The organism is Larsenimonas salina (assembly GCF_023736155.1).
Classification (GTDB): Bacteria; Pseudomonadota; Gammaproteobacteria; order Pseudomonadales; family Halomonadaceae; genus Larsenimonas; species Larsenimonas salina.
On sequence record NZ_JAMLJJ010000001.1, the window covers coordinates 32,752 to 54,153 of the forward strand.

Here is a 21,402-nt window from a genome sequence, read left to right on the forward strand (position 1 = left end):
ACGGGGCGAAAGGGCGCGGTGCGATGCACCCGAGGGCCAGGGATGAGCGCAGGCCTTTGACGGGATCGAAAGGACAGGGGCGGCGCCGGCCTAGGACGGCGCCTTGGCCTTAGTAGGACGTATCCTGAGCGTTTGATGCGTGCTCATCGTCGTCGGCGGTATACCCCTTGCCGAGCGGTGTGGCCTTGAGCAGGCGAATACGTCGATTATCGGCGTTCATGACCGTGAAACGCCACTGCTCGAGATCGGTCGACTCAAGGCGTCTCGGCAGGTGCCCGAACCGCTGCATGACCAGCCCGCCGACGGTGTCGAACTCGTCATCTGAAAACCGGGTTTCGAAACGCTCGTTGAAGTCTTCGATCGGGGTCAGTGCCTTGACGGCAAAACTGCCATCGCCGAGGTCGCGGATGTCGTCCTCATCCTCGATGTCGTGCTCATCCTCGATGTCGCCCACGATCTGTTCGAGGATGTCCTCGATCGTGACCAGTCCAGCGGTGCCGCCATACTCATCCACAACGATCGCCATGTGGTTGCGGGTATCGCGAAATTCCTTGAGCAGATTGTTTAGCCGCTTGGATTCCGGAATGAACATGGCGGGCCGCATGAGCTTGCGCATATCAAACAGGGCGCGCTGCTCAGCGCTTTGCATGATCAGGGGCAGCAGGTCCTTTACGAGCAGAACGCCTATGATTTCATCGAGATTGTCATCGACCACGGGATAGCGCGAGTGTGCACTTTCCATGATGATGGGCAAAAAGTCGTCCGGTTGCTGGTCAGCGCTGATCGCAACGATCTGGGAGCGAGGGATCATCGCCTCCCGAGCTTGCTGACTGCTGATTTCGAACGCGCCTTCGATGATGGTCATGCCGTCCTGATCGAGGCTTAGCCGAGTGCCGGCGTCACGCAGGAAGTTCTTCAGCTCATCGACGGAGCTGGGTTCTTCACTGTCGTTTGAAAAGGCACCGAGCAACTTATCAAGCCAGGACTTGCTGCCCTGGCTACTCGATCGGTCATCGCTCATGCGAGTTGTCTCTCATCCTCTTTGATGTGATTAACGGTACGGATCACTGATGTCGAGCCGGGCTAGCAGTTCGCGTTCGAGCTGCTCCATTTCCTCGGCCTCGCTGTCATCTATATGGTCATAGCCAAGCAGGTGCAAGCACCCGTGTATCACCAAATGGGCGTAGTGATCCATCAAGGGTTTGGTTTGTTCAACGGCTTCACGCTCAACGACCTGAGTACAAATGACCAGATCGCCCAGCAGGGGAAGCTCAATGCCGGGTGGGGCCTCGAACGGAAAGGAGAGCACGTTGGTGCTTTTGTCCTTGTCGCGATAGGTGTGGTTGAGCTCACGGCTTTCCGGTTCATCGACGAACCGGACGGTAAGCTCGGGCGCCTCGAGTTCGAGGCGCTCGGTCACGGTATCAAGCCAGCGCTCGAGCTGGGCCACCTCGGGCAGCGTCTCGGCCGACGTTGCCACCTGGCGGTCGACGATCACCTGGCTCATTGGTAGCTCGAGTCCTCGAAGCGGTCATAGGCTTCGATGATGCGCTGAACGAGGGGGTGGCGAACGACGTCCTTGGCGGCGAAATGGGTCATGCCGATGCCGGGTACGTCCTTCAGGATGTTCATCACGTGAATCAATCCAGAGCTCTGCCCCTTGGGCAGGTCGACCTGGGTCGCATCGCCGGTGATCACGGCGGTGGAGCCAAAGCCAATGCGCGTCAGGAACATCTTCATCTGCTCGCGGGTGGTGTTCTGGCTTTCATCGAGAATGATGAAGGCGTTGTTGAGCGTACGTCCGCGCATGTAGGCAAGCGGGGCAATCTCGATCACCTGACGCTCGATCAGTTTGCCGACCTGCTCGAACCCGAGCATTTCATACAGGGCGTCATAAAGCGGGCGCAGATAGGGGTCGATCTTCTGGGCGAGATCGCCTGGCAGAAACCCGAGCTTTTCACCGGCCTCGACCGCCGGGCGTACCAGAAGGATACGCCGCACCTGCTGCTGGTTGAGCGCCTCGACGGCGGCAGCCACCGCCAGGTGGGTCTTGCCGGTACCGGCCGGGCCGATGCCGAAGTTGATGTCGTTTTCGTGGATGCTTTTGACGTAGGCCTGCTGATTGAGGCCTCGAGGCTTGATCATCACCCGCGGGGTGCGAATGATCACGCCGCCGCCCTCGGCGTCGTTGCCAGCGCCTTCCTCGTTCTCTTCCTCTTCGAGCGCTTCCATGCCGGATTCCTGCAGATAGAGGTGCACGGCTTCAGGCGTCAGCTCGCTGGTGGCGGTTTCGCGGTAGAGATGCTCGACCAGGGTTGAGGCAATCTTGGCCTTGGCGTTGGGGCCTGCAATCTGGAAGGCATTGCCCCGGTTTCGAATGGTGACGTCGAGTCGGCCTTCGATGAGCTTTAAGTGTTCATCCTGCTGACCGCACAGGCTCGACAGCCGCATCGGGTCATTGGGTTCCAGCGACAGCTGGATAATTCGGTGCGCGTTACCGGCGTTTTGGGTCAAGATGCGTGTCCATGCTGGTTGCTGAATGTATGCGGCCAGCTTACTGCGATGCATGCACGAGGGGCAATAACATCAGGCAGGGCATGGAGAATTAGCCTCGTCTCCATGCCCGTGGCAGGCAAGATCAATGGCGTGCGTCGGAAATCAGTTCACCGCGCAGGGAATTCGGATAGGCCGTGGTGATGGTAACGTCGACGAAATGGCCGATGAGCTCGATCGGGTTGGCGGCCCGGAAGTTGACCACGCGGTTGTTCTCGGTGCGGCCCGAGAGCTCGCCCGGATCCTTGGGCGAAAACCCGGTGACCAGAATGCGCTCGGTATTGCCGACCATGCGCCGTGAAATCGCCATCGCCTGCTGGTTGATTCGCTCCTGCAGGATGGCAAGGCGCTGTTTCTTGAGCTGCTCGGGGGTGTCATCCTCAAGATCGGACGCCGGCGTGCCGGGGCGCTTCGAGTACACGAAGCTGAACGACATGTCGAAGCCGATGCGATGAATCAGATCCATAGTGTCTTCGAAGTCGGCCTCGGTTTCGCCGGGAAAGCCGATGATGAAGTCCGAGGAAAAACTGATGTCGGGCCTTAGCGCGCGAATGCGCTCCATCTTTTCGATGTACTCGTCTCGGGTGTGACCGCGTTTCATCATTTCAAGCACGCGGTTGGAGCCTGACTGCACCGGCAGGTGCAGGTGACTTACAAGCTCTGGAATCTCGCCATAGGCCTCGATGAGGCTATCGGAGAACTCGACCGGGTGCGAGGTTGTGAAGCGAATGCGGTCGATGCCGTCCACGGCCGCGACGCAGCCGATCAGCTCGGCCAGGTCGATCTCGTCGCCGTTTTGATCAAGGCCCTGATAGGCGTTGACGTTCTGACCGAGAAGGTTGATCTCGCGGACGCCCTGATCGGCCAGATGCACCACCTCGCTCATGACGCTTTCGAACCCGCGCGAGATTTCCTCACCGCGGGTGTAGGGCACCACGCAAAAGCTGCAGTACTTCGAGCAGCCCTCCATGATGGACACGAACGCGGTAGCGCCGTCGGAGGTTGGCTTGGGCAGCCGGTCGAACTTCTCGATCTCGGGAAAGGTCACATCGACCACCGAAATCTGGTTTTCGGCGCGAGTGTTGAGCATGTCCGGGACGCGGTGCAGCGTCTGTGGGCCAAACACCAGATCAACGTGCGGCGCGCGCTTGTTGATGTTGGCGCCTTCCTGGCTTGCCACGCAGCCGCCGACGCCGATGACCAGGTTCGGGTTGGCTTCTTTCAGTTTCTTCCAGCGCCCGAGCTGATGGAACACCTTTTCCTGCGCCTTTTCACGAATGGAGCAGGTGTTCAGGAGGACCACATCAGCCTCGGTTTCGTCGTCGGTCAGCTCCATCTGATGCGAGTCGCCAAGCAGATCCGCGATCCGGTCGGAGTCGTACTCGTTCATTTGGCAGCCGTGGGTCTTGATGAAGAGTTTCTTCGTCATGATCGAAGTCGTTCTCTTGAAGGCGTAGGCCTTGTTGCATGTCAGGGTCGATCGACGACGACGTGATCGATCACCGGCCTAGAGCCAGGTCAGAGGGCATCAGGTAAGGAAAAAGCGGTGAACGTGCGGGTTTGGCCCGGATGGGTGCATCGTCGATGTTTGGCGTTTGCGCGGTATTATACGGAGCTATCGGGCCCACGACCAGAGGCGCAGTGCAGTGTCGTGACTCTGTGGTAGACTCGCGGTTTTTGTGTCGTCAACCCATGACAGTGCGGGGAGGGGCAGGCGCGGATGCCAGCCAAATCGGTGTATCGAGTCATCTTTCATCAACAAAACGAGGTCTGGGAGCTTTACGCCCGCGAGATCTATCAAAGCGACCTGTGGGGGTTTCTCGAGGTCGAGGGGGTAGTGTTCGGTGACACGTCCTCGGTCGTGGTCGACCCGAGCGCCGAAAAGCTCAAGAAGGCCTTCGAGGGCGTTCAACGAAGCTACATTCCCATGAACGCCATCGTTCGGATCGATGAGGTCGAGCGTGAGGGCGAGGCGCGCGCGGTCAAGGCCAGCGGCAATGTCGCGCCGTTTCCGACGCCACCGAACTGGGGACAGCGAGACGACTAGAATGGCAGCGGGCATGCTGGTGGTTAAAAAGTGAACAATCTGTTGTGATCATAGAGCATTCGGCACTTTAAAAACGTCCGACGACCTGTTGTCCAAAATGTTATCCACAGAATGTGTGGATTAAACACCTCGATAAAAAACGTGGCGTGGGACCTGCGCTCACCGCCACCTGGTACAGGCTGTCCGGTACGAGGGTACAGGCAGCTCCAACGGCGAGAAGATGATGTGATCATGTCTAAAATCAAACGCTTAACAATAGGTGCGGTGATGCTCTCGATTGCGGGTGTCGCCCACGCCGAGCCGTCGCGCTGGGTCAGCGACGATCTGACCGCCTATGTTCGAAGCGGGCCGACCGATGAATACCGCATCGTGGGTACCCTGACCTCTGGGGATAAGGTCACATTACTGCAAACCAGTGGTGACTACAGTCAGGTTCGAAGCGAAGGCGGCGACACCGTGTGGATAATGAGCAGCGACCTTCAGGCTCAGCGAAGCGATGCCGAGCAGGTGCCCGCGCTCAAGGACAAAGTGGCCACGCTTCAACAGAAGCTCGACACCGTCAATAATCGCTGGGAAGACAAGGTTTCGGGCTCGACGCAGTTGCTCAATACGCGTCAGCAGCGCATCGCCGACCTCGAGCAGCAAAATGGCGAGCTCGACCAGGAACTCAGTCAGGCCCAGGAGCAGCTTCGTACCTACAAGGCTCGGCTCGACAGCGAGCGTGACGACCTGCTGATGCGCTATTTCGTGTATGGCGGAAGCGTCGCCGGGGCGGGGCTTCTTGTCGGACTGATGGTGCCCCATCTGCCGCGCCGCCGGAAAAAACGCGACCGCTGGTTCTAATTGCCCGGCGGCTGTCGCCCAGGCGGCGTCAGGACACGTCAAACGTCAGCACACGTCTTGGTATGACGTTCAACCACTGACGTAGACGTTCAACCACTGCACTAAGGACGATCGAATGACCAACGATGCCTGGCTCAGTCGCTGGGACGAGGGGCGCATCGGGTTCAATCTCGACGCGCCTCATACGGGGCTGACCGATTACTGGTCAGAGCTCGCGCTTGCGCGGCATGCACGCGTACTGGTGCCGCTGTGCGGCAAGAGCGTCGACATGCGCTGGCTTGCCCATCGGGGGCATCCGGTCGTTGGGGTCGAGCTTGCCCAGGCGGCGCTTTTGCAGTTCACCCAGGGCAGCGACGATGACGTCGAGCATGTCTCACGCGATGGGTTCAAGGGGATTCGCCAAAGCGGGGTCGAAATCCTGTGTGGGGATTTCTTTCAGTTCCGGCGCGACCACGGCGGCCCGTTCGGCGCCTTCTACGACCGCGCCGCCCTGATTGCCTTGCCGCCGGCCAGGCGTCAGCGTTACGCCTTTCATCTGGCGCAGCTGCTGCCGCCCGGTGCAGCCGGACTCTTGATCACGCTTGAGAAAACCGGAGAGGCGATCAAGCACGGCCCACCGTTTCACGTGTCAAAAGAGGAGCTTGAGCATCTGTTCGATGCCAACTTCGAGCGTACCTGGCTGGGCGAATTTACCGCCATCGACGGTGAGCGCGAAGACATCTGGCAGCTGGTGCGCAAGGGGCCCGTCGATGATGAGGTTCAGGTGCAGCGTTAAGCGCCGCCTCGTCGGACACCATTCGAGTTTGGCATGAGTCAGAAGCGGCGGGCATTAGACGGCACCTGCGCGCGGCCGTAGATTGGCGGTCCTGTCTAATCGCAACCGGATACCGTCATGAATGCTGCCTTTCGTTTGGAAAAAGATTTATTGGGTGAAAAGGACGTCCCTCGAGAGGCCTATTACGGCATTCAAACCCTGCGCGCGGTCGAGAACTTCAATCTGACCGGCGTTCCGCTGTCGCACTACCCGAAGTTCGTTGTCGCACTGGCAATGGTCAAGCATGCGGCAGCCGATGCCAACCATCGGCTTGGCTACCTCGATGATACCAAGCACGGCGCCATCACCCAGGCGTGTCAGAAGCTGATCGATGGGGAGTTTCACGAGCAGTTCGTGGTCGACATGATCCAGGGCGGTGCCGGTACGTCGACCAACATGAACGCCAATGAAGTCATCGCAAACATTGGCCTTGAATGCCTGGGGCACGAGCGGGGTGCGTATCATTACCTGCATCCCAACAATGACGTCAACATGGCTCAATCGACCAATGACGCCTATCCCACCGCGATTCGAGTCGGCCTTCTTCTAGGGCATCAGTCCCTGCTCGATAGTCTGTCCGAGCTGTGTGACGCCCTTGGTCGAAAGGGCGATGAGTTCGCCTCCGTCCTGAAAATGGGTCGAACCCAGCTTCAGGACGCGGTGCCGATGACCCTTGGCCAGGAATTTCACGCCTTTGCCAACACGCTGCGCGAAGATCTCCAGCATCTGGAGCGGATGGCCCCTGAGCTTCTGGTCGAGGTCAATCTGGGGGGCACCGCGATCGGCACCGGCATCAACGCCGACCCTGCCTATCAGCGATTGGCCGTTGAGCGTTTGGCCGAGATAAGTGGCATGCCGCTTCGTCCCGCACTTGACTTGATCGAGGCGACGTCGGACATGGGCGCATTCGTTCTGATTTCAGGCATGCTCAAGCGGTTGGCGGTCAAGCTTTCAAAGATCTGCAATGACCTGAGGCTGCTTTCCAGCGGCCCGCGCACCGGGTTGAACGAAATCAACCTGCCGGCCCGCCAGCCGGGCAGTTCCATCATGCCGGGCAAGGTCAATCCGGTCATTCCCGAGGCAGTCAATCAGGTGGCGTTCGACGTCATCGGCAACGACCTGGCCGTCACCATGGCCGCCGAAGGCGGGCAGCTTCAGCTCAACGTCATGGAGCCCTTGATCGCCTACCGCACGTTCGATTCAGTGCGTCTTTTGAGCCGGGCCATGACCATGCTGCGCGCGCACTGCATCGAGGGGATCGTCGCCAATGAGGCGCACTGTCGTAGCCAGGTAGAGCACTCGATCGGGCTGATCACGGCGCTCAATCCCTACATCGGCTATGAGAACGCGACCCGCATCGCGCGTGAGGCGCTTGAAAGCGGTCGTGGCGTGCTGGAGCTCGTCCGTGAAGAGCGGCTGCTTGACGAGGCTGTTCTAGCCGACATCCTGCGTCCTGAAAACATGATCGCGCCACGTTTGAAGCCGCTGGCGCCCTAGGTTCAACGTATCTTGGGTTCAACGTATTAGGTTCAACGCATCGATTGGAGACCGCCCTATGACGGGAAGCGTCCATATTCTGTACACCGGTGGCACCATTGGCATGCGTGAAGGCCCCAATGGGCTGGCGCCGGCCGATGGGCTGGACCGGCTGGCCCAAAACCATCAGGCGCAGTCGACGTGGGCCACGCCGCTGCCGGCGTGGTCATTTCATGCACTCGCGCCCCTGATCGACAGCGCCAACATGACCCCGACGCACTGGCGGCGGGTGATCGAGGCCGTGCGCGCGAGCGCGCGCGCGGGCGCCTCCGGTGTGGTCGTCCTGCACGGTACCGACACGCTTGCCTACAGCGCGGCGGCGCTTTCGTTCTGGCTCAAGGACATCGACCTTCCGGTGATCATCACCGGCTCGATGTGGCCGGCAGGTGTCGAGGGGGGCGACGCCTGGCCGAACTTCTTCGGAAGCCTCCAGGCGCTTGAGCGCGCGCCCAACGGCGTCAGCCTGTTCTTTCATGAGACGCTGATGCCGGCCACGCGTACGCGTAAGGTGAAAAGCCACGGCTGGCAGGCGTTTCAGGCGGTGCCCTACGCCGATGATCAGGTAAAGGCGCAGGCGCGCACTCAGGTCCCTGTCACGTGTGAACTGCCCGAAACAATGCCGAAGGTCGGTGTTTTTCCACTCTATCCAGGCGTTGACCCGGCGTTACTTGAGTCCATGTTAGATACAGGCCTCGATGCCGTGGTGCTTGAGTGCTTCGGCAGCGGCACCGGGCCGTCCGAGAACGGGGCCTTCATGGCGGCGCTCAAGCGTGCCCACGCCGAAGGCGTCCTGGTCGTCGCGATCAGTCAGTGCGCGCAGGGCGGTGTTGCACTTGCGACCTATGAGGCCGGACAGGTGCTGCAAGACGTCGGCGTGCTCTCGGGCGGTGACATGACCCGAGAGGCGGCCTACGCCAAGCTCCACTTCGTGCTGGCTCAACGCAATTTGTCCGCGTTTGAGCAGGCTGAATTGATCGATATGAATGTGTGCGGGGAGCGCTCGATCTGACGCCGCCTCTCATGCAGACGTCACCTCGAGCGCGGTTCAGGGCACGCGCCTGTGCTTGAAGGTTCTGTGCTTGAAGCTCTGTTTTTTTAAAGGTCTTACTTTTTAAAGGCGCTATTTTTTTAAAAGCCTTTTTTTAAAGGCCCATGGCGCTTGAGGTGGCTCGGCGCGGGTCAGCGCCGCCCTGGAACTGGCCGTTTTCAATCAGAATCGATTCGCTGGCCCCTATGGCCGGTTTGGTCTCGACCTTATGCCCCATCGCCTCGAGCAGTCGCACGGTGTCGGGGCTGATGCCCTGTTCGATGCGAAGCTCTTCCGGGAGCCACTGATCGTGAATGCGCGGCGCGCTTACGGCGGACTGGATGTTCATGTCATGATCGATCACGTTCATGATGACCTGAAGCGTGGTCGTGATGATGCGCGAACCACCGGGGCTTCCCGTGACCAGAAAGTTCTTGCCATCTTTCTTGACGATGGTCGGCGACATCGACGACAGCATGCGCTTGTTGGGCTCGATGGCGTTGGCTTCCCCACCGATCAGGCCGTAGGCGTTGGGCACGCCGGGCTTCGATGAAAAGTCATCCATTTCGTTGTTGAGCAAAAAACCGGCGCCGGCAACGGTCAGCCCCGAGCCGTAGCTGAAGTTCAGGGTGTAGGTGTTGGATACGGCAAGCCCCGAGTCATCGGCCACCGAAAAGTGTGTGGTTTCGTTGGATTCATAACGCTGAACCGGGCCGGGGCCAATGTCGCTTGAGGGCGTCGGATGGGCGAGATCGAACTCGGCGCGAAGCGTCTTGGCGTAGTCCTTGCTGGTCAGCGCCTTGAGCGGGACATCAACAAAATCGCTGTCGCCCAGGTACTTGGAACGGTCGGCGTAGGCCCGTTTCATGGCCTCGCTCATCACGTGAATCGTTGCGGCCGAGTTGAGCCCCATCGCACCGATGTCATCGCCTTCAAGTATGTTGAGTATCTGAACGATGTGGACGCCGCCCGAGGAGGGCGGCGACATCGAGTAAACGTCATAGCCGCGGTAGGTGCCATGCACCGGCGTGCGTACCTTGGGCGTGTAGTTGGCCAGGTCGTCTTTGGTCATCATCCCGCCGTGGGCCTGAATGGTGTCGATCAGGTAGTCCGCGGTCTTGCCGGTGTAAAACTCCTCTGGCCCATGTGCGGCAATGCGCTTGAGGGTGGCGGCCAGCTCCGGCTGGATGAAGCGTTCACCGGCCTGATAGGCGCTGCCATCGGGCTTGTAGAATGTTTTGGTGCTCTCCGGCCACTTGGTCAGCCGCTCTCTGGCCTCGATCAGGCCATCGGAGAACCGCTTGGGCACGATGAAGCCGTCTTCGGCCAGCGTGATGGCAGGCGCCAGTGCCTTGGCCAGTGAATACGTGCCGTAGTGGTCAAGCGCGAGTGCAAGGCCTGCGACCGTGCCGGGCACGCCGGATGCGTTGGCGGAAAAGCGCGAACGCTCCTCGACCACATTACCGTCATCATCCTGGAACATGGTGCGATAGGCCGCACTCGGCGCCGTTTCGCGATAATCGATCGCGATGACCTTGTCGTGCGCGTCATCGGAAATCAGCATGAACCCGCCGCCGCCAATATTGCCCGAGCGCGGCTGAGTGACCGCCAGGGCAAAACCTGCTGTCACTGCGGCGTCGACGGCGTTACCGCCCTCTGCCAGCACGTTTCGCGCGACCTCGCTTGCAAGCTCGTGGCTGGTCGAGACCATGCCGTGAGTGCCGTGTTCCGGTTGGAAACGTTCGCTTTCGAGGATCGCTTCACTGGCCACAACGCCTTGAGGGCCTGACATCAAAAGCGTGGTGACTAGTGCAAGCCACGTGCCGGGGCGTTTTATGGATCGACGCATCGCTTTTTTCCTTGGTTGTTGTTGAACGTTGACGTGGTTTCACTTTAGCAGCTGCTGCACACGTGCACGGTCTGCTATATCTTCAGAGCACGTGTTGACGAAATGGATGACACGGGTCTTTGATTGTGAACGTGACTTGATGAGAGAGGTGAGCAATGCCGGATCGAGCGCCAGGTCCCCGTAAGGCCGAAATTCAAAAGGTCGAGCGTGGTGTCACGCCGGAAGGCGAGACAGTGTATGTGTACGAACTTCGAGGTGTTACGCCCGAAGACGGTATTTTGCTCAGCGAATACGAGGATCTTGCAGACGCAGAAGATGCCAAGCATCGCTACGAAAACGCGGAATAACGTGCAGTGACTGGGGCGGCTTCGGCCGCCTTTTCTTTGTTATACTTTTTTCCTTTCGATGTCGGATCTATAGGAGTGTTTTGTGACCGATTGCCGTATTGCCCCGTCCATCCTGTCTGCTGATTTTGCACGTCTGGGGGCTGAGGTGGAAAACGTGCTTGCCAGTGGCGCGGACATGATCCACTTCGATGTAATGGACAACCATTTCGTCCCGAATCTGACCTTCGGTGCGCCGGTGTGCAAGGCGCTTCGAAACTACGGCGTCACCGCGACCATTGACGTTCACCTGATGGTCGACCCGGTTGACCGGTTGATCGGCGATTTTCTCGATGCCGGCGCCGACATCATTACCTTTCACCCGGAAGCGAGCGCCCACATTGACCGCTCCCTCTCACTGATCAAGGAGGGCGGCGCCAAGGCAGGTCTTGTGTTCAACCCGGCGACGCCTCTTGCGTACCTGGATTACGTCATGGACAAGATCGATATGGTGCTCATCATGAGCGTCAATCCAGGCTTTGGCGGTCAGTCTTTCATACCTACCGCGCTTGATAAGCTCCGCGATGCGCGCGCGCGCATCGACGCAAGCGGCCGGGACATCTGGCTCGAGGTCGACGGCGGCGTCAAGGTCGATAACATCAAGGAGATTGCCGCCGCCGGCGCCGATACATTCGTTGCGGGCTCGGCAATCTTCAATCACCGCCGCGACGACGACCCGAACGGCTACGATTCGGTCATCCGCGACTTGAAGGCCGAGGCCGCCAAGGCGTGAGCCGCGACTGGTACCTGTATATGCTTCAAACCCGGCGCGGTACGCTCTATACCGGCATTACCACCGACGTTGAACGCCGATGTGCCGAGCATGAGGCCGGGCGAGGGGCCAAGGCGCTTCGCGGCAAGGGGCCCTTGGTGCTCATGCACTGGGAGTGGGTCGGTGATCACGGCAAGGCCTTGCGCCTGGAGGCCTCGATCAAGCGCCTTTCCGCGCTCGAAAAACGCCGCTGGCTTGCGGCGCGGTCATCCGCTGACGCGGTGCGTTGAGCGTGTTAATATTTAGGTGCCCCGCGATTGGACCGAGTGGGGCTAAAATCGATAGGGTGCCGTAGAGTACTTGATGAGAAGCACGCCACGCGGTTGTACCGGGTGGCGTTTTTTTGTGCCGTTTTCATGGCCTGGGTGTATTGAACGTGTGTGTTGAACGTGATGAGACCATGAACACAGTCGTGTTCGGCGCCGGAGCGGTCGGCTGTTTCTTTGGCGGGCTTTTGGCCGAGGCCGGGCATTCGGTGACATTGATCGGCCGGGCGCGTCATGTTGAACGCATCCAGGCCGAGGGGCTTCGGATCGAGACGGCCTCAGGGCGTCGCTGGGTCCGAGACATCACCGCAAGTACCGGCCTTGAATGCCTTGAAGGAGCCTCGCTGGTGCTCTGCTGCACCAAGAGCGCGCAGATAGATGAGGCCGCAAAGCATCTTGGCTCCCGGTTACATGCGCATGTGCCGGTGCTGAGCCTTCAAAATGGGCTGACAAGTGCCGAGCGGTTACGAAAGGCGTTGCCAAACAACCCTGTCTGGCCGGCACTGGTGTACGCCGCGGTCGGGATGAATGAGCCGGGTGTGGTGGCGCATCGCGGCGGGCAGCGGTTGTGTTTGGACGCGCGCTGTCGAATCGAGCCCTTTTTCAATGTGCTGTCAGGCAGTGCGATCGAGTGTCAGTTGTATGCCGACATGGAGGCGATGCGCTGGCACAAGCTGTTGGTCAACTGCGCCCTCAACGCGCTTTCTGCCATTAGCCAGTCCACCTATGGGGCGCTGCTTGAGGTGCCATCACTCGGTGCGTGGTTTGGTGAGCTGATCAGGGAGTGCGTGGAGGTGGCCCGCGCATGCGGCGTCGATGTAGGGGCAACGCTTGAACATGACGTGCTCGAGCTCATGCAGGCCATGGCGCATCAGCGCTCCTCCACCGCGCAGGATCTGGCGCGAGGCCGACCGACCGAGGTCGATGAGTTCAACGGGTTTTTGATGCAAAAAGGGCGCGAGCACGGTGTGCCCACGCCCATCAACACGACGCTCTACACTTTGATCAAGGCGCTCGAGATGCCGAGCGCCTGAGCCGGTCTCAGTGCAGTTTCATGCGCGGTCGAATCCAGGTATTGATGCCATCGACCAGCATGGTCATGCCCGCCTTGGCGGTACCGTGGATGGTTTGCTGGTGCATTCGGTAGAGCGAGGCGTAGAACAGTTTCGCGAGCTTGCCCTCGACAAACAGCCCCTTGGAGGAGTTGCTGCGCATGAGATTGCCGACGGCGTCGAAATGCGATAGCGACACCAATGAGCCCATGTCTCGGTAGTTGAACTCCTTCAGGGGTTTGTCGTCGATTGCCGCCAGAAGGTTCTTGTAGAGGCGGCTGGCCTGCTGGTGAGCCGCCTGAGCCCGCGGAGGCACAAGCTTGCCGCCGGGCTGGGGGCAGGCCGCGCAGTCGCCCATGGCGAAGATATTGCTGTCGTCGACGCTTTGAAGGGTCTGATTGACCATGACCTGATGGTTGGACTGGGTCGAAAGCCCCAGCTCCGAGAGAAAGGCCGGGCCGCGAATGCCCGCCGCCCATACGGTCAGATCGGCATCGATGTGCGTGCCGTCGGCGGTTTCGAAGCCGCCGTCATCGGCCTGAGTGACCTTGGTGTCGGTGTGGATACGCACGCCGATGCGCTCGAGCTGGCGATGCACGGGGGCACTGATGCGCTCGGGCAGAGCCGGCAGTACCCGCGGCGCCGCTTCAATCAGATGCACCGTGAGCTTATGGCGGTCCATGCGAGTGACGCCGTAGCTGTTGAGCATGTCGCTTGCGTCCAGAAGCTCCGCAGAGAGTTCCACCCCGGTCGCCCCGGCGCCAACGATTGCAACGCTGAGCGGGCGGGTAGACTGGGTTTCCTGATCGTGATTGTGACGCAGGAAGGTGTTCAAAAGCGCCTTTCGAAAGATTTCGGCCTGCTTGGGGCTGTCCAGAAAGTAGCAGTGGTCGGCTACGCCCGGGGTGCCGAAATCGTTGCAGACGCTTCCAAGTGACAGCACGAGGTAGTCGTAATCAAGCGTTCGCTCGGGCAGGATTTCATGGTCGTCCTCATCGATGATGGCGCCGAGCTGAATGCGGCGGTTTTCCTTGTCGAGCCCGGTCATGGTGCCGCGTTGAAAGCGGTAGCCGTTATGGCGCGAATGGCCTTGATAGGACACTTCATCGAGCCCGGAGTCGAGCTTGCCGGTCGCCACTTCATGCAAGAGCGGTTTCCAGATGTGCGTCGGGTCCCGGTCGACCAGCACGATGTCGGCCTTGTTGCGCTTGCCGAGTTTCTTGCCAAGCCGGGTGACCAGCTCCAGGCCGCCGGCACCGCCGCCGACGACCACGATTCGCGGATGTTTCATCGATGCTCCCGAATTGGGCAGGCTGCGCGGCGCTTATGCGCTACGCTGTACCTGCGCCTTAAGTTGAAAAGATTCAAACCTGAAAATGTGTATCGGTAGAATAGCGTGCGCGGCAAGGCGATGATAGCGCCTCGCATTTCCCGGCCTATGGAGACTCAATGCATCACTTACTTGACTCGATCGATCTGATTCTGTTCGACCTGGACGGCACGCTGGTGGATTCCGCCCCCGATCTCGGCGGCGCCCTTGCCGAGGCCATGAGCGAGCGAGGCTATCCGGCACCCAGGCTTGAGGCCGTGCGTGACTGGGTCGGCAACGGCTCGTATGTGCTGGTTGAGCGGGCCTTGAACGCCGCCCGCGATCAGGGGCTGATCTCGCCGTTTAACGAGGCGACCGTCGACAGTATCCATCAGCGCTTTCTTCATCATTACGGTCAACGGCTCTGCCGCAACACCGACGTATATCCCGGCGTACGAGAAAGTCTCGCCGCCTTCAAACAGTCCGGGCGCCGTCTGGCGGTGGTCACCAACAAGCCGGCGCTGTTCATTACCCCGATTCTTGAAGGCCTTCAGCTTGGCGGTTTGTTCGATCTGCTGGTCGGCGGCGATACGCTTGCGGTCAAAAAACCCGATCCTGGCCCCCTCGAGCATGCGATGGCGGCCTTTTCAGTGCCCGCCGAGCGCACATTGATGGTGGGTGACTCGATCAATGACATACGCGCCGCCCAGGCCGCCGGCTGTCAAAGCGTGGCGCTTACCTATGGCTATAATCACGGGCAACCCATTGACGAGGCGGGCGCGACGCTCGTTATTGAATCGCTTGCACAACTCGTTTAGGGTAAATTTGCCGTCTGAAACGGCTTTTTTTAATTTCTAATGTGCGTTGAGCCTACCCATGACTCCCACGGTGCCCGAATCGATGCAAAAGGTATTACGCTGGCGATGGTGACGCCCACCCTCGTACGACGCTTGAGCCCACCGGGCTTTTTGTTGCAATGATGCGCCCAGCGCAACTGCCTTGAGGTCACCCCATGACACCCGAACGCTTTGATGAGCTGGCACACGCCGGCTATACCCGTATCCCGGTTTCGCGCGACATTCTCGCGGATCTGGACACACCGCTTTCCACCTATTTGAAACTGTCCAACGAGCCGTGGACCTTTCTGCTTGAATCCGTCCAGGGCGGCGAGAAGTGGGGGCGGTATTCCATCATCGGGTTGCCGTGCCGCGAGCGCATTGAAGTGCGTGGTTTCACCATTCGCCACATCATTGACGGCCACGACGCTGGCGCCACTCAGGTTGAGGATCCGCTTGAATGGATCGATACCTTCCGGCAGCGCTTCAAGGCGCCGGAAGAGGACAACCATCTGCGCTTTTCAGGCGGACTGGTGGGATATTTCGGCTACGACACCATTCGCTATATCGAGCCCAGGCTTCAAGGCGTCGAGAAGCCCGACCCGATCGACGTGCCGGACATTTTGTTGATGGTGGCCGAGGAAGTGGTGGTCTTCGATAACCTCTCCGGCAAGCTGACGCTTCTGGTGCACGCAGACCCTGCAACGCCTGACGCGCTTTTACAGGCGCGAGAGCGGCTCGACGTGCTCGAGGCGCAGCTGCGCGCGGCGGTGTTGTCGGCTTCGAGCCCCGGCACTGGGCGCGATGAAATCGGCGAGGACGATTTCTTTGCAAGCTTTTCCGAGCAGGGCTACAAGGACGCGGTCGCCCGGATCAAGGATTACGTGCGCGCAGGCGATGTCATGCAGTGCGTGCCGTCCCAGCGGATGTCGATTCCCTTCAGCGCGCCACCGCTCGATCTTTACCGAGCGCTTCGCCACCTGAATCCATCGCCCTACATGTTCTTTTTCAATCTCGACGATCATCACGTGGTTGGCGCCTCCCCGGAAATTCTGGCGCGGCTCGAGGGTGAGGAAATCACGCTGCGACCGATTGCTGGAACACGCCATCGCGGTGCAACGCCTGAAGAGGACCGGGCGCTTGCCGAGGAGCTTTTGGCTGATCCGAAAGAGCGCGCCGAGCACGTGATGCTGATTGATCTTGGACGCAACGACGTGGGGCGCATCAGCACCCCGGGCTCGGTCGAGCTGACCGAGAACATGTCGATCGAGCGCTACTCGCACGTCATGCACATCGTTTCGAACGTGACCGGGAGACTTTCACCGAAGCTTGGGCCGCTCGATGTGCTGCGCGCGACCTTTCCGGCCGGCACGCTCTCGGGGGCGCCGAAGATTCGGGCGCTCGAGATCATCGACGAGCTCGAGCCGGTCAAGCGCGGTATCTATTCCGGCGCCGTGGGCTATCTGGACTGGTCCGGCAACATGGACATGTCGATCGCGATTCGCACCGCCGTGATCAAGCGTGGCGAGCTTCATGTGCAGGCCGGTGGCGGGATTGTTGCCGACTCCGACCCCGATGATGAGTGGAACGAAACGCTCAACAAGCGCCGGGCGATGTTCCGGGCAGTAGCCATGGCCGAGAAGGGCCTCGACAACCTCTAACTGTCCGCGTTCCTGCGCTTGACAGTGTGGGTGAGGGCAACACACTATGATGTACATGATGCCGATAAATGACGTACGCACCGACGCAGTGTCAACGTGGTGGCCTTTCTAACGCGAGGCGGCCCCGGTGTGTTCGTAGGCTATGAATACCCTAAAAAAGCCGCCGCTCAGGCGGCATTTTTATGAGTGTCCGCCGCGCGGTGGCCTGCACGTTTGTCGAGTAAGGAGATAATACGTGTCCGTTTTGATGATCGATAATTACGACAGCTTTACCTACAACATCGTTCAGTATCTGGGCGAGCTGGGGGCCGAGGTTACAACGCTTAGAAATGACGCGGTGACGCTTGAAGAGGTGGCCGAGACGTCGTTCACCCACTTGATCATCTCCCCGGGGCCCTGCACGCCGAACGAGGCGGGCATCTCGATGGATCTGATCAGGGCCTATGCGGGCAAGGTGCCGATTCTTGGCGTCTGCCTTGGCCATCAGGCCATCGGTCAGGTGTACGGCGGCGATGTCGTGCGCGCGCCTGAAGTGATGCACGGCAAGACGTCGTTGATCCATCATGAAGGTCACGGCGTGTTCGACGGGCTTTCCAATCCGCTGGAAGTGACGCGCTATCACTCGCTGGTGGTCGACAGAGCAACGCTTCCTGAGTGTCTCGAGGTGACGGCCTGGACCGGTGACGATGACGTTACCCCCGGTCAGATCATGGGGCTTCGTCACAAGACGCTTGATATTGAAGGCGTTCAGTTTCACCCCGAGTCGATCCTGACCCACCAGGGGCATCAGCTGCTGGCAAACTTTCTGCGCCGGGGGGAGCATCCGCTCGATGTCCTGCCGGTGGCCGACACACGCGCTATTGCCTGAGCGTTTCATTCGATCCAAGAACGGGAGTCGTGTACGTGGAGCTTAAAGAAGCCATTGCCCGAGTAAGCCGGCGTGAAGACCTGAGCCTTGATGAAATGCGCTCGGCCATGCGTCAGATGATGAGCGGCGAGGCCGACCCGGTTCAGATGGGCGGGCTCTTGATCGCCCTGGCCATGAAGGGAGAGAGCACCGATGAAATTACCGCAGCCGTCGAGGTCATGCGGGAATTGATGACGCCTGTACACATCGAGGCCGAAAACATCGTGGATATCGTGGGCACTGGCGGGGATGGGGCGGGCCTTTTCAACGTCTCGACCGCGTCCAGCTTCGTGGCCGCCGCCGCAGGTGCCCATGTAGCCAAGCACGGTGGCAAGGGCGTCTCCAGCACCTCCGGCAGCGCCGACCTGCTTGCCCGCGCCGGCATCACGCTCAATCTGGCGCCGGAGGAAATCGGTCGCTGCGTGCAGGAAGTGGGCGTTGGCTTCATGTTCGCGCCCAACCACCACACGGCGATGCGCCACGCGGTGCCGGTGCGCAAGTCGCTCGGGGTTCGCACCATGTTCAATATCCTGGGCCCGCTCACCAATCCGAGCGGGGCCAAGCAGCAGGTCATCGGTGTCTATGATGAATCACTGGTCGCACCGTTTGCCGAAGTCCTGAAGCGCGTGGGCAGCACACACGCGTTGATCGTCCATGCCGCCGATGGTCTCGATGAGTTTTCCATCGCCGCCACCTCGCGGGTCGCCGAGCTCAAGGACGGTACCATCACGACCTTCACGCTCGAGCCCGAGGATGTCGGTTTGCCGCGCCATTCATTGGATGCGCTCAAGGTCGATAATGTCGATGAGAGCCTGGTGATGGTCAAGCAGGCCCTCAAGGGCGAAGGCGCCGCCGCCGACATGGTGGCGTTCAACGCAGGCGCTGCAATTTATGTGTCCGGGATCGCCGGCTCCATCAAGGAGGGCGTCGCCATGGCGCAGGACGCGATGGACACCGGGCTTGCCCATGAAAAGATGCGCGAACTGTCGCATTTCACATCGGTCTTCGAAGGAGATGGCGATGAGTGAGCTGCCAACGATTCTTGCACGAATCATTGCGCGCAAGCGCGAGGAAGTGAGCGAACGCCGTCAGGCGGTCAGTGAGGCCGAACTCAAGGCGCGCATCGCTCAGTGCTCACCCACTCGCGGGTTCATCAAGGCGCTGGAGCGAACCATGCTGGCCGGTGATCCGGCCGTGATCGCCGAGGTCAAGAAAGCCTCGCCGTCCAAGGGGGTGATCCGTGAGCAGTTCGATCCGCCGGCGATCGCCAGGGCCTATGAAGACGCCGGCGCGAGCTGCCTGTCGGTACTCACCGACGTCGATTTCTTTCAGGGCCATGACGACTATCTGGCCTCCGCGAAGGACGCCTGTGCGCTGCCGGTGCTTCGAAAGGATTTCGTGGTCGACCCCTATCAGGTGCTTGAGTCCCGCGCGCTCGGTGCCGACTGCATCCTGTTGATCGTTGCGGCGCTGGACGATGACACGCTCAAGGCGCTTCACGATCAGGCTCGTGCCCTCAGCATGGATGTCCTGGTTGAGGTGCATGACGCGCATGAGCTCAACCGGGCGCTGGCGCTCGAGCTCGAGCTGGTCGGCATCAATAACCGTGACCTGCACACGTTCGACACCACACTCAATACCACCTTCAGTTTGCTGCCGATGGTGCCGGAAGGCGTGACGGTCATTACCGAATCGGGCATTGCCACACGAGACGACGTGCACCGCATGCAGGCCCACGACGTTAACGGATTTTTGGTGGGTGAAAGCTTCATGCGTGACGACGACCCGGGTGCTGCGCTTCGTCGACTGTTTTTCTAGGGGCCATGCCCTGGTTTGACGCTTATTTGGTCTGACGCCTAAAAAAACGCCCGCGCATTGCGGGCGTTTTTGGATGTGGGCCGTCGCTGACGGAGCTAGCGGGCGGAGTCGAATTCCGGAAAGCTCAAGGGGTCATCGCTGATGACGCCTGTGATGCCGAAGTCCCACCAGGGCTCGAACTCCTCGGGCTGGTTAACGGTAAAGCACAGCAGGTGATAGCCCGCTTCCCGTATTTCCTTGACCCGCTCCTCGCTCATGTAGCGCCAGTCGACATTAATGCTGACCGGCGACAGCCGTTCGGCGTCCCAGTGCCAGTTCCTTGGGATCTTTTCATCGAACAGGATGCCGATCGGGGCGGTATCGTCCAGCTTTCGAATGTGGTCGAGCGCGTCCATCGAAAAGCTCGACAGCAGCAGACGCTCTTCCGGCACCTTCTCCCGCACCGTTGAAAGAACACGCTCGACCAGACTGACCGGGTCTTCCTGCTGGCCGATCTTCAATTCGAGATTAAGCCCGAGCCCGCGCTCGTTGAGCGTGTCGAGCGCCTCATCAAGCGTTGCCATGCGCTCGCCTTCAAAGCGCGGGTCGAACCAGGCGCCGACGTCGAGGGCCTTGGCCTGATCGAGTGTGAGCTCGCTCAAAAGGCCCTGACCATCGCTGCAGCGGCGAACGTGGCTGTCATGCCAGATCACCGGTGTGCCGTCGCCGAGGCACTGTACATCGAGTTCAACCCATTTTATTCCGGCATCGGCGGCGGCGTGGAGGGCGGCTCGGGTATTTTCCGGCGCCTGAGCGCTTAAGCCACGGTGTGCGATAAATTTAGCGAGCATGATTTGGGGTCCTGCGAAAACGTGTATGACACGACGGGTGTCGCGCTCAAAGTATAGTTGTTCTGGTCGGATATGCCCTCGCTGGCTACTGCGCGATGGCCTGCGGCTGTGCTAGTCTGCGCCCCACATTGTGCCGTTGGCACAGGCGTATGTCAGTCAACAATGAGTCTCCGAATGAGAGTGGCCGAAATAAAAGATCCTGCAGCGCGGGAAAGTTGTGTGGCGCAGCTGTGCGCTGATGTCTACGGCATGGAAGCGGGGCTCAAGCCGCTGGTCGTATTCACCGGAACGCTTGCCGCGTTCATTGATAACGAGGTGGCGCGCGTGGTGGCGCTGCTTGACGGTGATCAGAAAATTCTGAGCATGGCCCTTCTGGCGCTCGACAGTGAAGGCGATGGGCTCGAGCTTCAGATGCTCGCCACGCCCGAGCGGCTGCGAGGCAAGGGGTACGCCCGTGAGCTGGTCGAGCGTTTGACCGCGACCACAAGCCTTCGCGTCGAAACACGTGACCCGCGCCTTGAGCAGTTCCTGTTCGGGCTTGGGTTCAACAAGTGGTTCTACGCCGACACCGGGGCCCGCGTGGGCTTCAACGCGCTTGCCAAGGTCACGGCGCTTGGGGATGCACCGGCGCCCTCACGCTTTGATGAAGACGCGATCATTCGAAGCTTCAAGCACAAGAGCGATCTGTTCGAGACCTACAAGCAGCGCTTCACCGATGCGCTTGCGCGCGCCCCCGAGCTGATGCCGGCGTCTGCCTGATCCTTGGCTCGATGACTTGAGCGCGCCTAGGGCGCGCTCAAGTCCCTCCATCTATCTCCACTAGTCCCTCCGTCTATCCCCACTAGTCCCTCCGTCTATCCCCACTAGTCCCTCCGTCTATCCCCACTAGTCCCTCCATC

General features: G+C 60.1%; 22 protein-coding genes. 15 read left to right on the forward strand and 7 right to left on the reverse strand.

All coding sequences use genetic code 11. The features are described from left to right. Positions 1-109 precede the first annotated feature (109 nt). The 4 genes from NAT23_RS00155 to miaB form a co-directional block, all read right to left on the reverse strand. The gene (locus NAT23_RS00155; RefSeq protein ID WP_251924556.1) at positions 110-1,021 is read right to left on the reverse strand and encodes a CorC family transporter; all 912 of its coding nucleotides are present in this window, start codon (positions 1,019-1,021) and stop codon (positions 110-112) included. 30 nt (positions 1,022-1,051) lie between these two features. Further along, on the reverse strand, positions 1,052-1,507 hold the full coding sequence (gene ybeY, locus NAT23_RS00160; protein WP_251589420.1) for an rRNA maturation RNase YbeY: 456 nt from the start codon (positions 1,505-1,507) through the stop codon (positions 1,052-1,054). Then, a complete protein-coding gene (locus NAT23_RS00165; protein WP_251589422.1) occupies positions 1,504-2,514 on the reverse strand; it encodes a PhoH family protein in 1,011 nt (336 codons plus the stop codon). Before NAT23_RS00165 ends, ybeY begins: the two co-directional genes overlap by 4 nt. Before the next feature lie 124 nt (positions 2,515-2,638). Further along, entirely contained in the window at positions 2,639-3,982 is a 1,344-nt protein-coding gene (miaB, locus tag NAT23_RS00170; RefSeq protein ID WP_251589424.1) for a tRNA (N6-isopentenyl adenosine(37)-C2)-methylthiotransferase MiaB, read from the reverse strand. 291 nt (positions 3,983-4,273) lie between these two features. Between miaB and NAT23_RS00175 the strand changes: the two genes are divergently transcribed. The 5 genes from NAT23_RS00175 to NAT23_RS00195 all read left to right on the forward strand — a co-directional run bounded on the left by NAT23_RS00175 (position 4,274) and on the right by NAT23_RS00195 (position 8,802). Continuing rightward, positions 4,274-4,600, forward strand: coding sequence for a DUF1820 family protein (locus tag NAT23_RS00175; protein ID WP_251589427.1), 327 nt, complete (start codon positions 4,274-4,276; stop codon positions 4,598-4,600). 267 nt (positions 4,601-4,867) lie between these two features. Then, entirely contained in the window at positions 4,868-5,443 is a 576-nt protein-coding gene (locus NAT23_RS00180) for a TIGR04211 family SH3 domain-containing protein (RefSeq protein ID WP_251924558.1), read from the forward strand. A 115-nt stretch (positions 5,444-5,558) separates the two neighbouring features. Then, positions 5,559-6,218 carry a class I SAM-dependent methyltransferase gene (locus NAT23_RS00185; protein WP_251924561.1) on the forward strand — a complete coding sequence of 220 codons (660 nt, stop codon included), beginning with the start codon at positions 5,559-5,561 and terminating at the stop codon, positions 6,216-6,218. A gap of 117 nt (positions 6,219-6,335) precedes the next feature. Continuing rightward, on the forward strand, positions 6,336-7,754 hold the full coding sequence (aspA, locus tag NAT23_RS00190) for an aspartate ammonia-lyase (RefSeq protein WP_251924569.1): 1,419 nt from the start codon (positions 6,336-6,338) through the stop codon (positions 7,752-7,754). A gap of 58 nt (positions 7,755-7,812) precedes the next feature. Further along, positions 7,813-8,802 carry an asparaginase gene (locus NAT23_RS00195; protein WP_251924570.1) on the forward strand — a complete coding sequence of 330 codons (990 nt, stop codon included), beginning with the start codon at positions 7,813-7,815 and terminating at the stop codon, positions 8,800-8,802. 133 nt (positions 8,803-8,935) lie between these two features. On the opposite strand, the gene ggt is transcribed toward NAT23_RS00195, so the two are convergent. After that, a complete protein-coding gene (ggt, locus tag NAT23_RS00200; protein WP_433962184.1) occupies positions 8,936-10,669 on the reverse strand; it encodes a gamma-glutamyltransferase in 1,734 nt (577 codons plus the stop codon). A gap of 155 nt (positions 10,670-10,824) precedes the next feature. On the opposite strand from ggt, the gene NAT23_RS00205 reads away from it, so the two are divergent. From NAT23_RS00205 to NAT23_RS00220, 4 genes are all read left to right on the forward strand, one after another. Next, on the forward strand, positions 10,825-11,016 hold the full coding sequence (locus NAT23_RS00205; RefSeq protein ID WP_251924571.1) for a hypothetical protein: 192 nt from the start codon (positions 10,825-10,827) through the stop codon (positions 11,014-11,016). An 82-nt stretch (positions 11,017-11,098) separates the two neighbouring features. Continuing rightward, positions 11,099-11,785, forward strand: a complete 687-nt coding sequence (gene rpe, locus NAT23_RS00210) for a ribulose-phosphate 3-epimerase (RefSeq protein WP_251924572.1) — start codon at positions 11,099-11,101, stop codon at positions 11,783-11,785. Next, positions 11,782-12,054, forward strand: coding sequence for a GIY-YIG nuclease family protein (locus tag NAT23_RS00215; RefSeq protein WP_350028293.1), 273 nt, complete (start codon positions 11,782-11,784; stop codon positions 12,052-12,054). Before rpe ends, NAT23_RS00215 begins: the two co-directional genes overlap by 4 nt. Before the next feature lie 170 nt (positions 12,055-12,224). Continuing rightward, positions 12,225-13,124 (forward strand): ketopantoate reductase family protein, encoded by a 900-nt coding sequence (locus NAT23_RS00220; protein WP_251924573.1) that lies wholly within the window; start codon positions 12,225-12,227, stop codon positions 13,122-13,124. A 7-nt stretch (positions 13,125-13,131) separates the two neighbouring features. Here NAT23_RS00220 and NAT23_RS00225 read toward each other — a convergent pair whose 3' ends face one another. Beyond that, positions 13,132-14,433, reverse strand: coding sequence for an NAD(P)/FAD-dependent oxidoreductase (locus tag NAT23_RS00225; RefSeq protein WP_251924574.1), 1,302 nt, complete (start codon positions 14,431-14,433; stop codon positions 13,132-13,134). Between the two features lie 158 nt (positions 14,434-14,591). Between NAT23_RS00225 and NAT23_RS00230 the strand changes: the two genes are divergently transcribed. The 5 genes from NAT23_RS00230 (at position 14,592) to trpC (ending at position 19,673) form a co-directional block, all read left to right on the forward strand. Continuing rightward, a complete protein-coding gene (locus NAT23_RS00230; protein ID WP_251924575.1) occupies positions 14,592-15,269 on the forward strand; it encodes a phosphoglycolate phosphatase in 678 nt (225 codons plus the stop codon). Between the two features lie 194 nt (positions 15,270-15,463). Continuing rightward, on the forward strand, positions 15,464-16,948 hold the full coding sequence (gene trpE, locus NAT23_RS00235; protein ID WP_251924576.1) for an anthranilate synthase component I: 1,485 nt from the start codon (positions 15,464-15,466) through the stop codon (positions 16,946-16,948). 235 nt (positions 16,949-17,183) lie between these two features. Beyond that, positions 17,184-17,816, forward strand: a complete 633-nt coding sequence (locus tag NAT23_RS00240) for an anthranilate synthase component II (protein ID WP_491015945.1) — start codon at positions 17,184-17,186, stop codon at positions 17,814-17,816. Between the two features lie 35 nt (positions 17,817-17,851). Beyond that, a complete protein-coding gene (gene trpD, locus NAT23_RS00245; protein ID WP_251589443.1) occupies positions 17,852-18,883 on the forward strand; it encodes an anthranilate phosphoribosyltransferase in 1,032 nt (343 codons plus the stop codon). Then, positions 18,876-19,673, forward strand: a complete 798-nt coding sequence (trpC, locus tag NAT23_RS00250; protein WP_433962185.1) for an indole-3-glycerol phosphate synthase TrpC — start codon at positions 18,876-18,878, stop codon at positions 19,671-19,673. Before trpD ends, trpC begins: the two co-directional genes overlap by 8 nt. 95 nt (positions 19,674-19,768) lie before the next feature. On the opposite strand, the gene NAT23_RS00255 is transcribed toward trpC, so the two are convergent. After that, positions 19,769-20,503 carry a glycerophosphodiester phosphodiesterase family protein gene (locus tag NAT23_RS00255; protein WP_251924578.1) on the reverse strand — a complete coding sequence of 245 codons (735 nt, stop codon included), beginning with the start codon at positions 20,501-20,503 and terminating at the stop codon, positions 19,769-19,771. A 219-nt stretch (positions 20,504-20,722) separates the two neighbouring features. Between NAT23_RS00255 and NAT23_RS00260 the strand changes: the two genes are divergently transcribed. Further along, positions 20,723-21,262 carry a GNAT family N-acetyltransferase gene (locus tag NAT23_RS00260; protein WP_251589446.1) on the forward strand — a complete coding sequence of 180 codons (540 nt, stop codon included), beginning with the start codon at positions 20,723-20,725 and terminating at the stop codon, positions 21,260-21,262. The last annotated feature ends 140 nt before the right edge of the window (positions 21,263-21,402 follow it).

Bases quoted from the DNA above. Each gene is read 5' to 3' on its own strand.
- aspA (WP_251924569.1), top strand. From the start codon at position 6,336: ATGAATGCTGCCTTTCGTTTGGAAAAAGATTTATTGGGTGAAAAGGAC.
- trpE (WP_251924576.1), top strand. From the start codon at position 15,464: ATGACACCCGAACGCTTTGATGAGCTGGCACACGCCGGCTATACCCGT.
- NAT23_RS00230 (WP_251924575.1), top strand. From the start codon at position 14,592: ATGCATCACTTACTTGACTCGATCGATCTGATTCTGTTCGACCTGGAC.
- NAT23_RS00185 (WP_251924561.1), top strand. From the start codon at position 5,559: ATGACCAACGATGCCTGGCTCAGTCGCTGGGACGAGGGGCGCATCGGG.
- NAT23_RS00225 (WP_251924574.1), bottom strand. From the start codon at position 14,433: ATGAAACATCCGCGAATCGTGGTCGTCGGCGGCGGTGCCGGCGGCCTG.
- NAT23_RS00205 (WP_251924571.1), top strand. From the start codon at position 10,825: ATGCCGGATCGAGCGCCAGGTCCCCGTAAGGCCGAAATTCAAAAGGTC.
- ggt (WP_433962184.1), bottom strand. From the start codon at position 10,669: ATGCGTCGATCCATAAAACGCCCCGGCACGTGGCTTGCACTAGTCACC.
- miaB (WP_251589424.1), bottom strand. From the start codon at position 3,982: ATGACGAAGAAACTCTTCATCAAGACCCACGGCTGCCAAATGAACGAG.
- NAT23_RS00180 (WP_251924558.1), top strand. From the start codon at position 4,868: ATGCTCTCGATTGCGGGTGTCGCCCACGCCGAGCCGTCGCGCTGGGTC.
- NAT23_RS00195 (WP_251924570.1), top strand. From the start codon at position 7,813: ATGACGGGAAGCGTCCATATTCTGTACACCGGTGGCACCATTGGCATG.
- NAT23_RS00155 (WP_251924556.1), bottom strand. From the start codon at position 1,021: ATGAGCGATGACCGATCGAGTAGCCAGGGCAGCAAGTCCTGGCTTGAT.
- ybeY (WP_251589420.1), bottom strand. From the start codon at position 1,507: ATGAGCCAGGTGATCGTCGACCGCCAGGTGGCAACGTCGGCCGAGACG.
- trpC (WP_433962185.1), top strand. From the start codon at position 18,876: ATGAGTGAGCTGCCAACGATTCTTGCACGAATCATTGCGCGCAAGCGC.
- NAT23_RS00255 (WP_251924578.1), bottom strand. From the start codon at position 20,503: ATGCTCGCTAAATTTATCGCACACCGTGGCTTAAGCGCTCAGGCGCCG.
- NAT23_RS00175 (WP_251589427.1), top strand. From the start codon at position 4,274: ATGCCAGCCAAATCGGTGTATCGAGTCATCTTTCATCAACAAAACGAG.
- NAT23_RS00220 (WP_251924573.1), top strand. From the start codon at position 12,225: ATGAACACAGTCGTGTTCGGCGCCGGAGCGGTCGGCTGTTTCTTTGGC.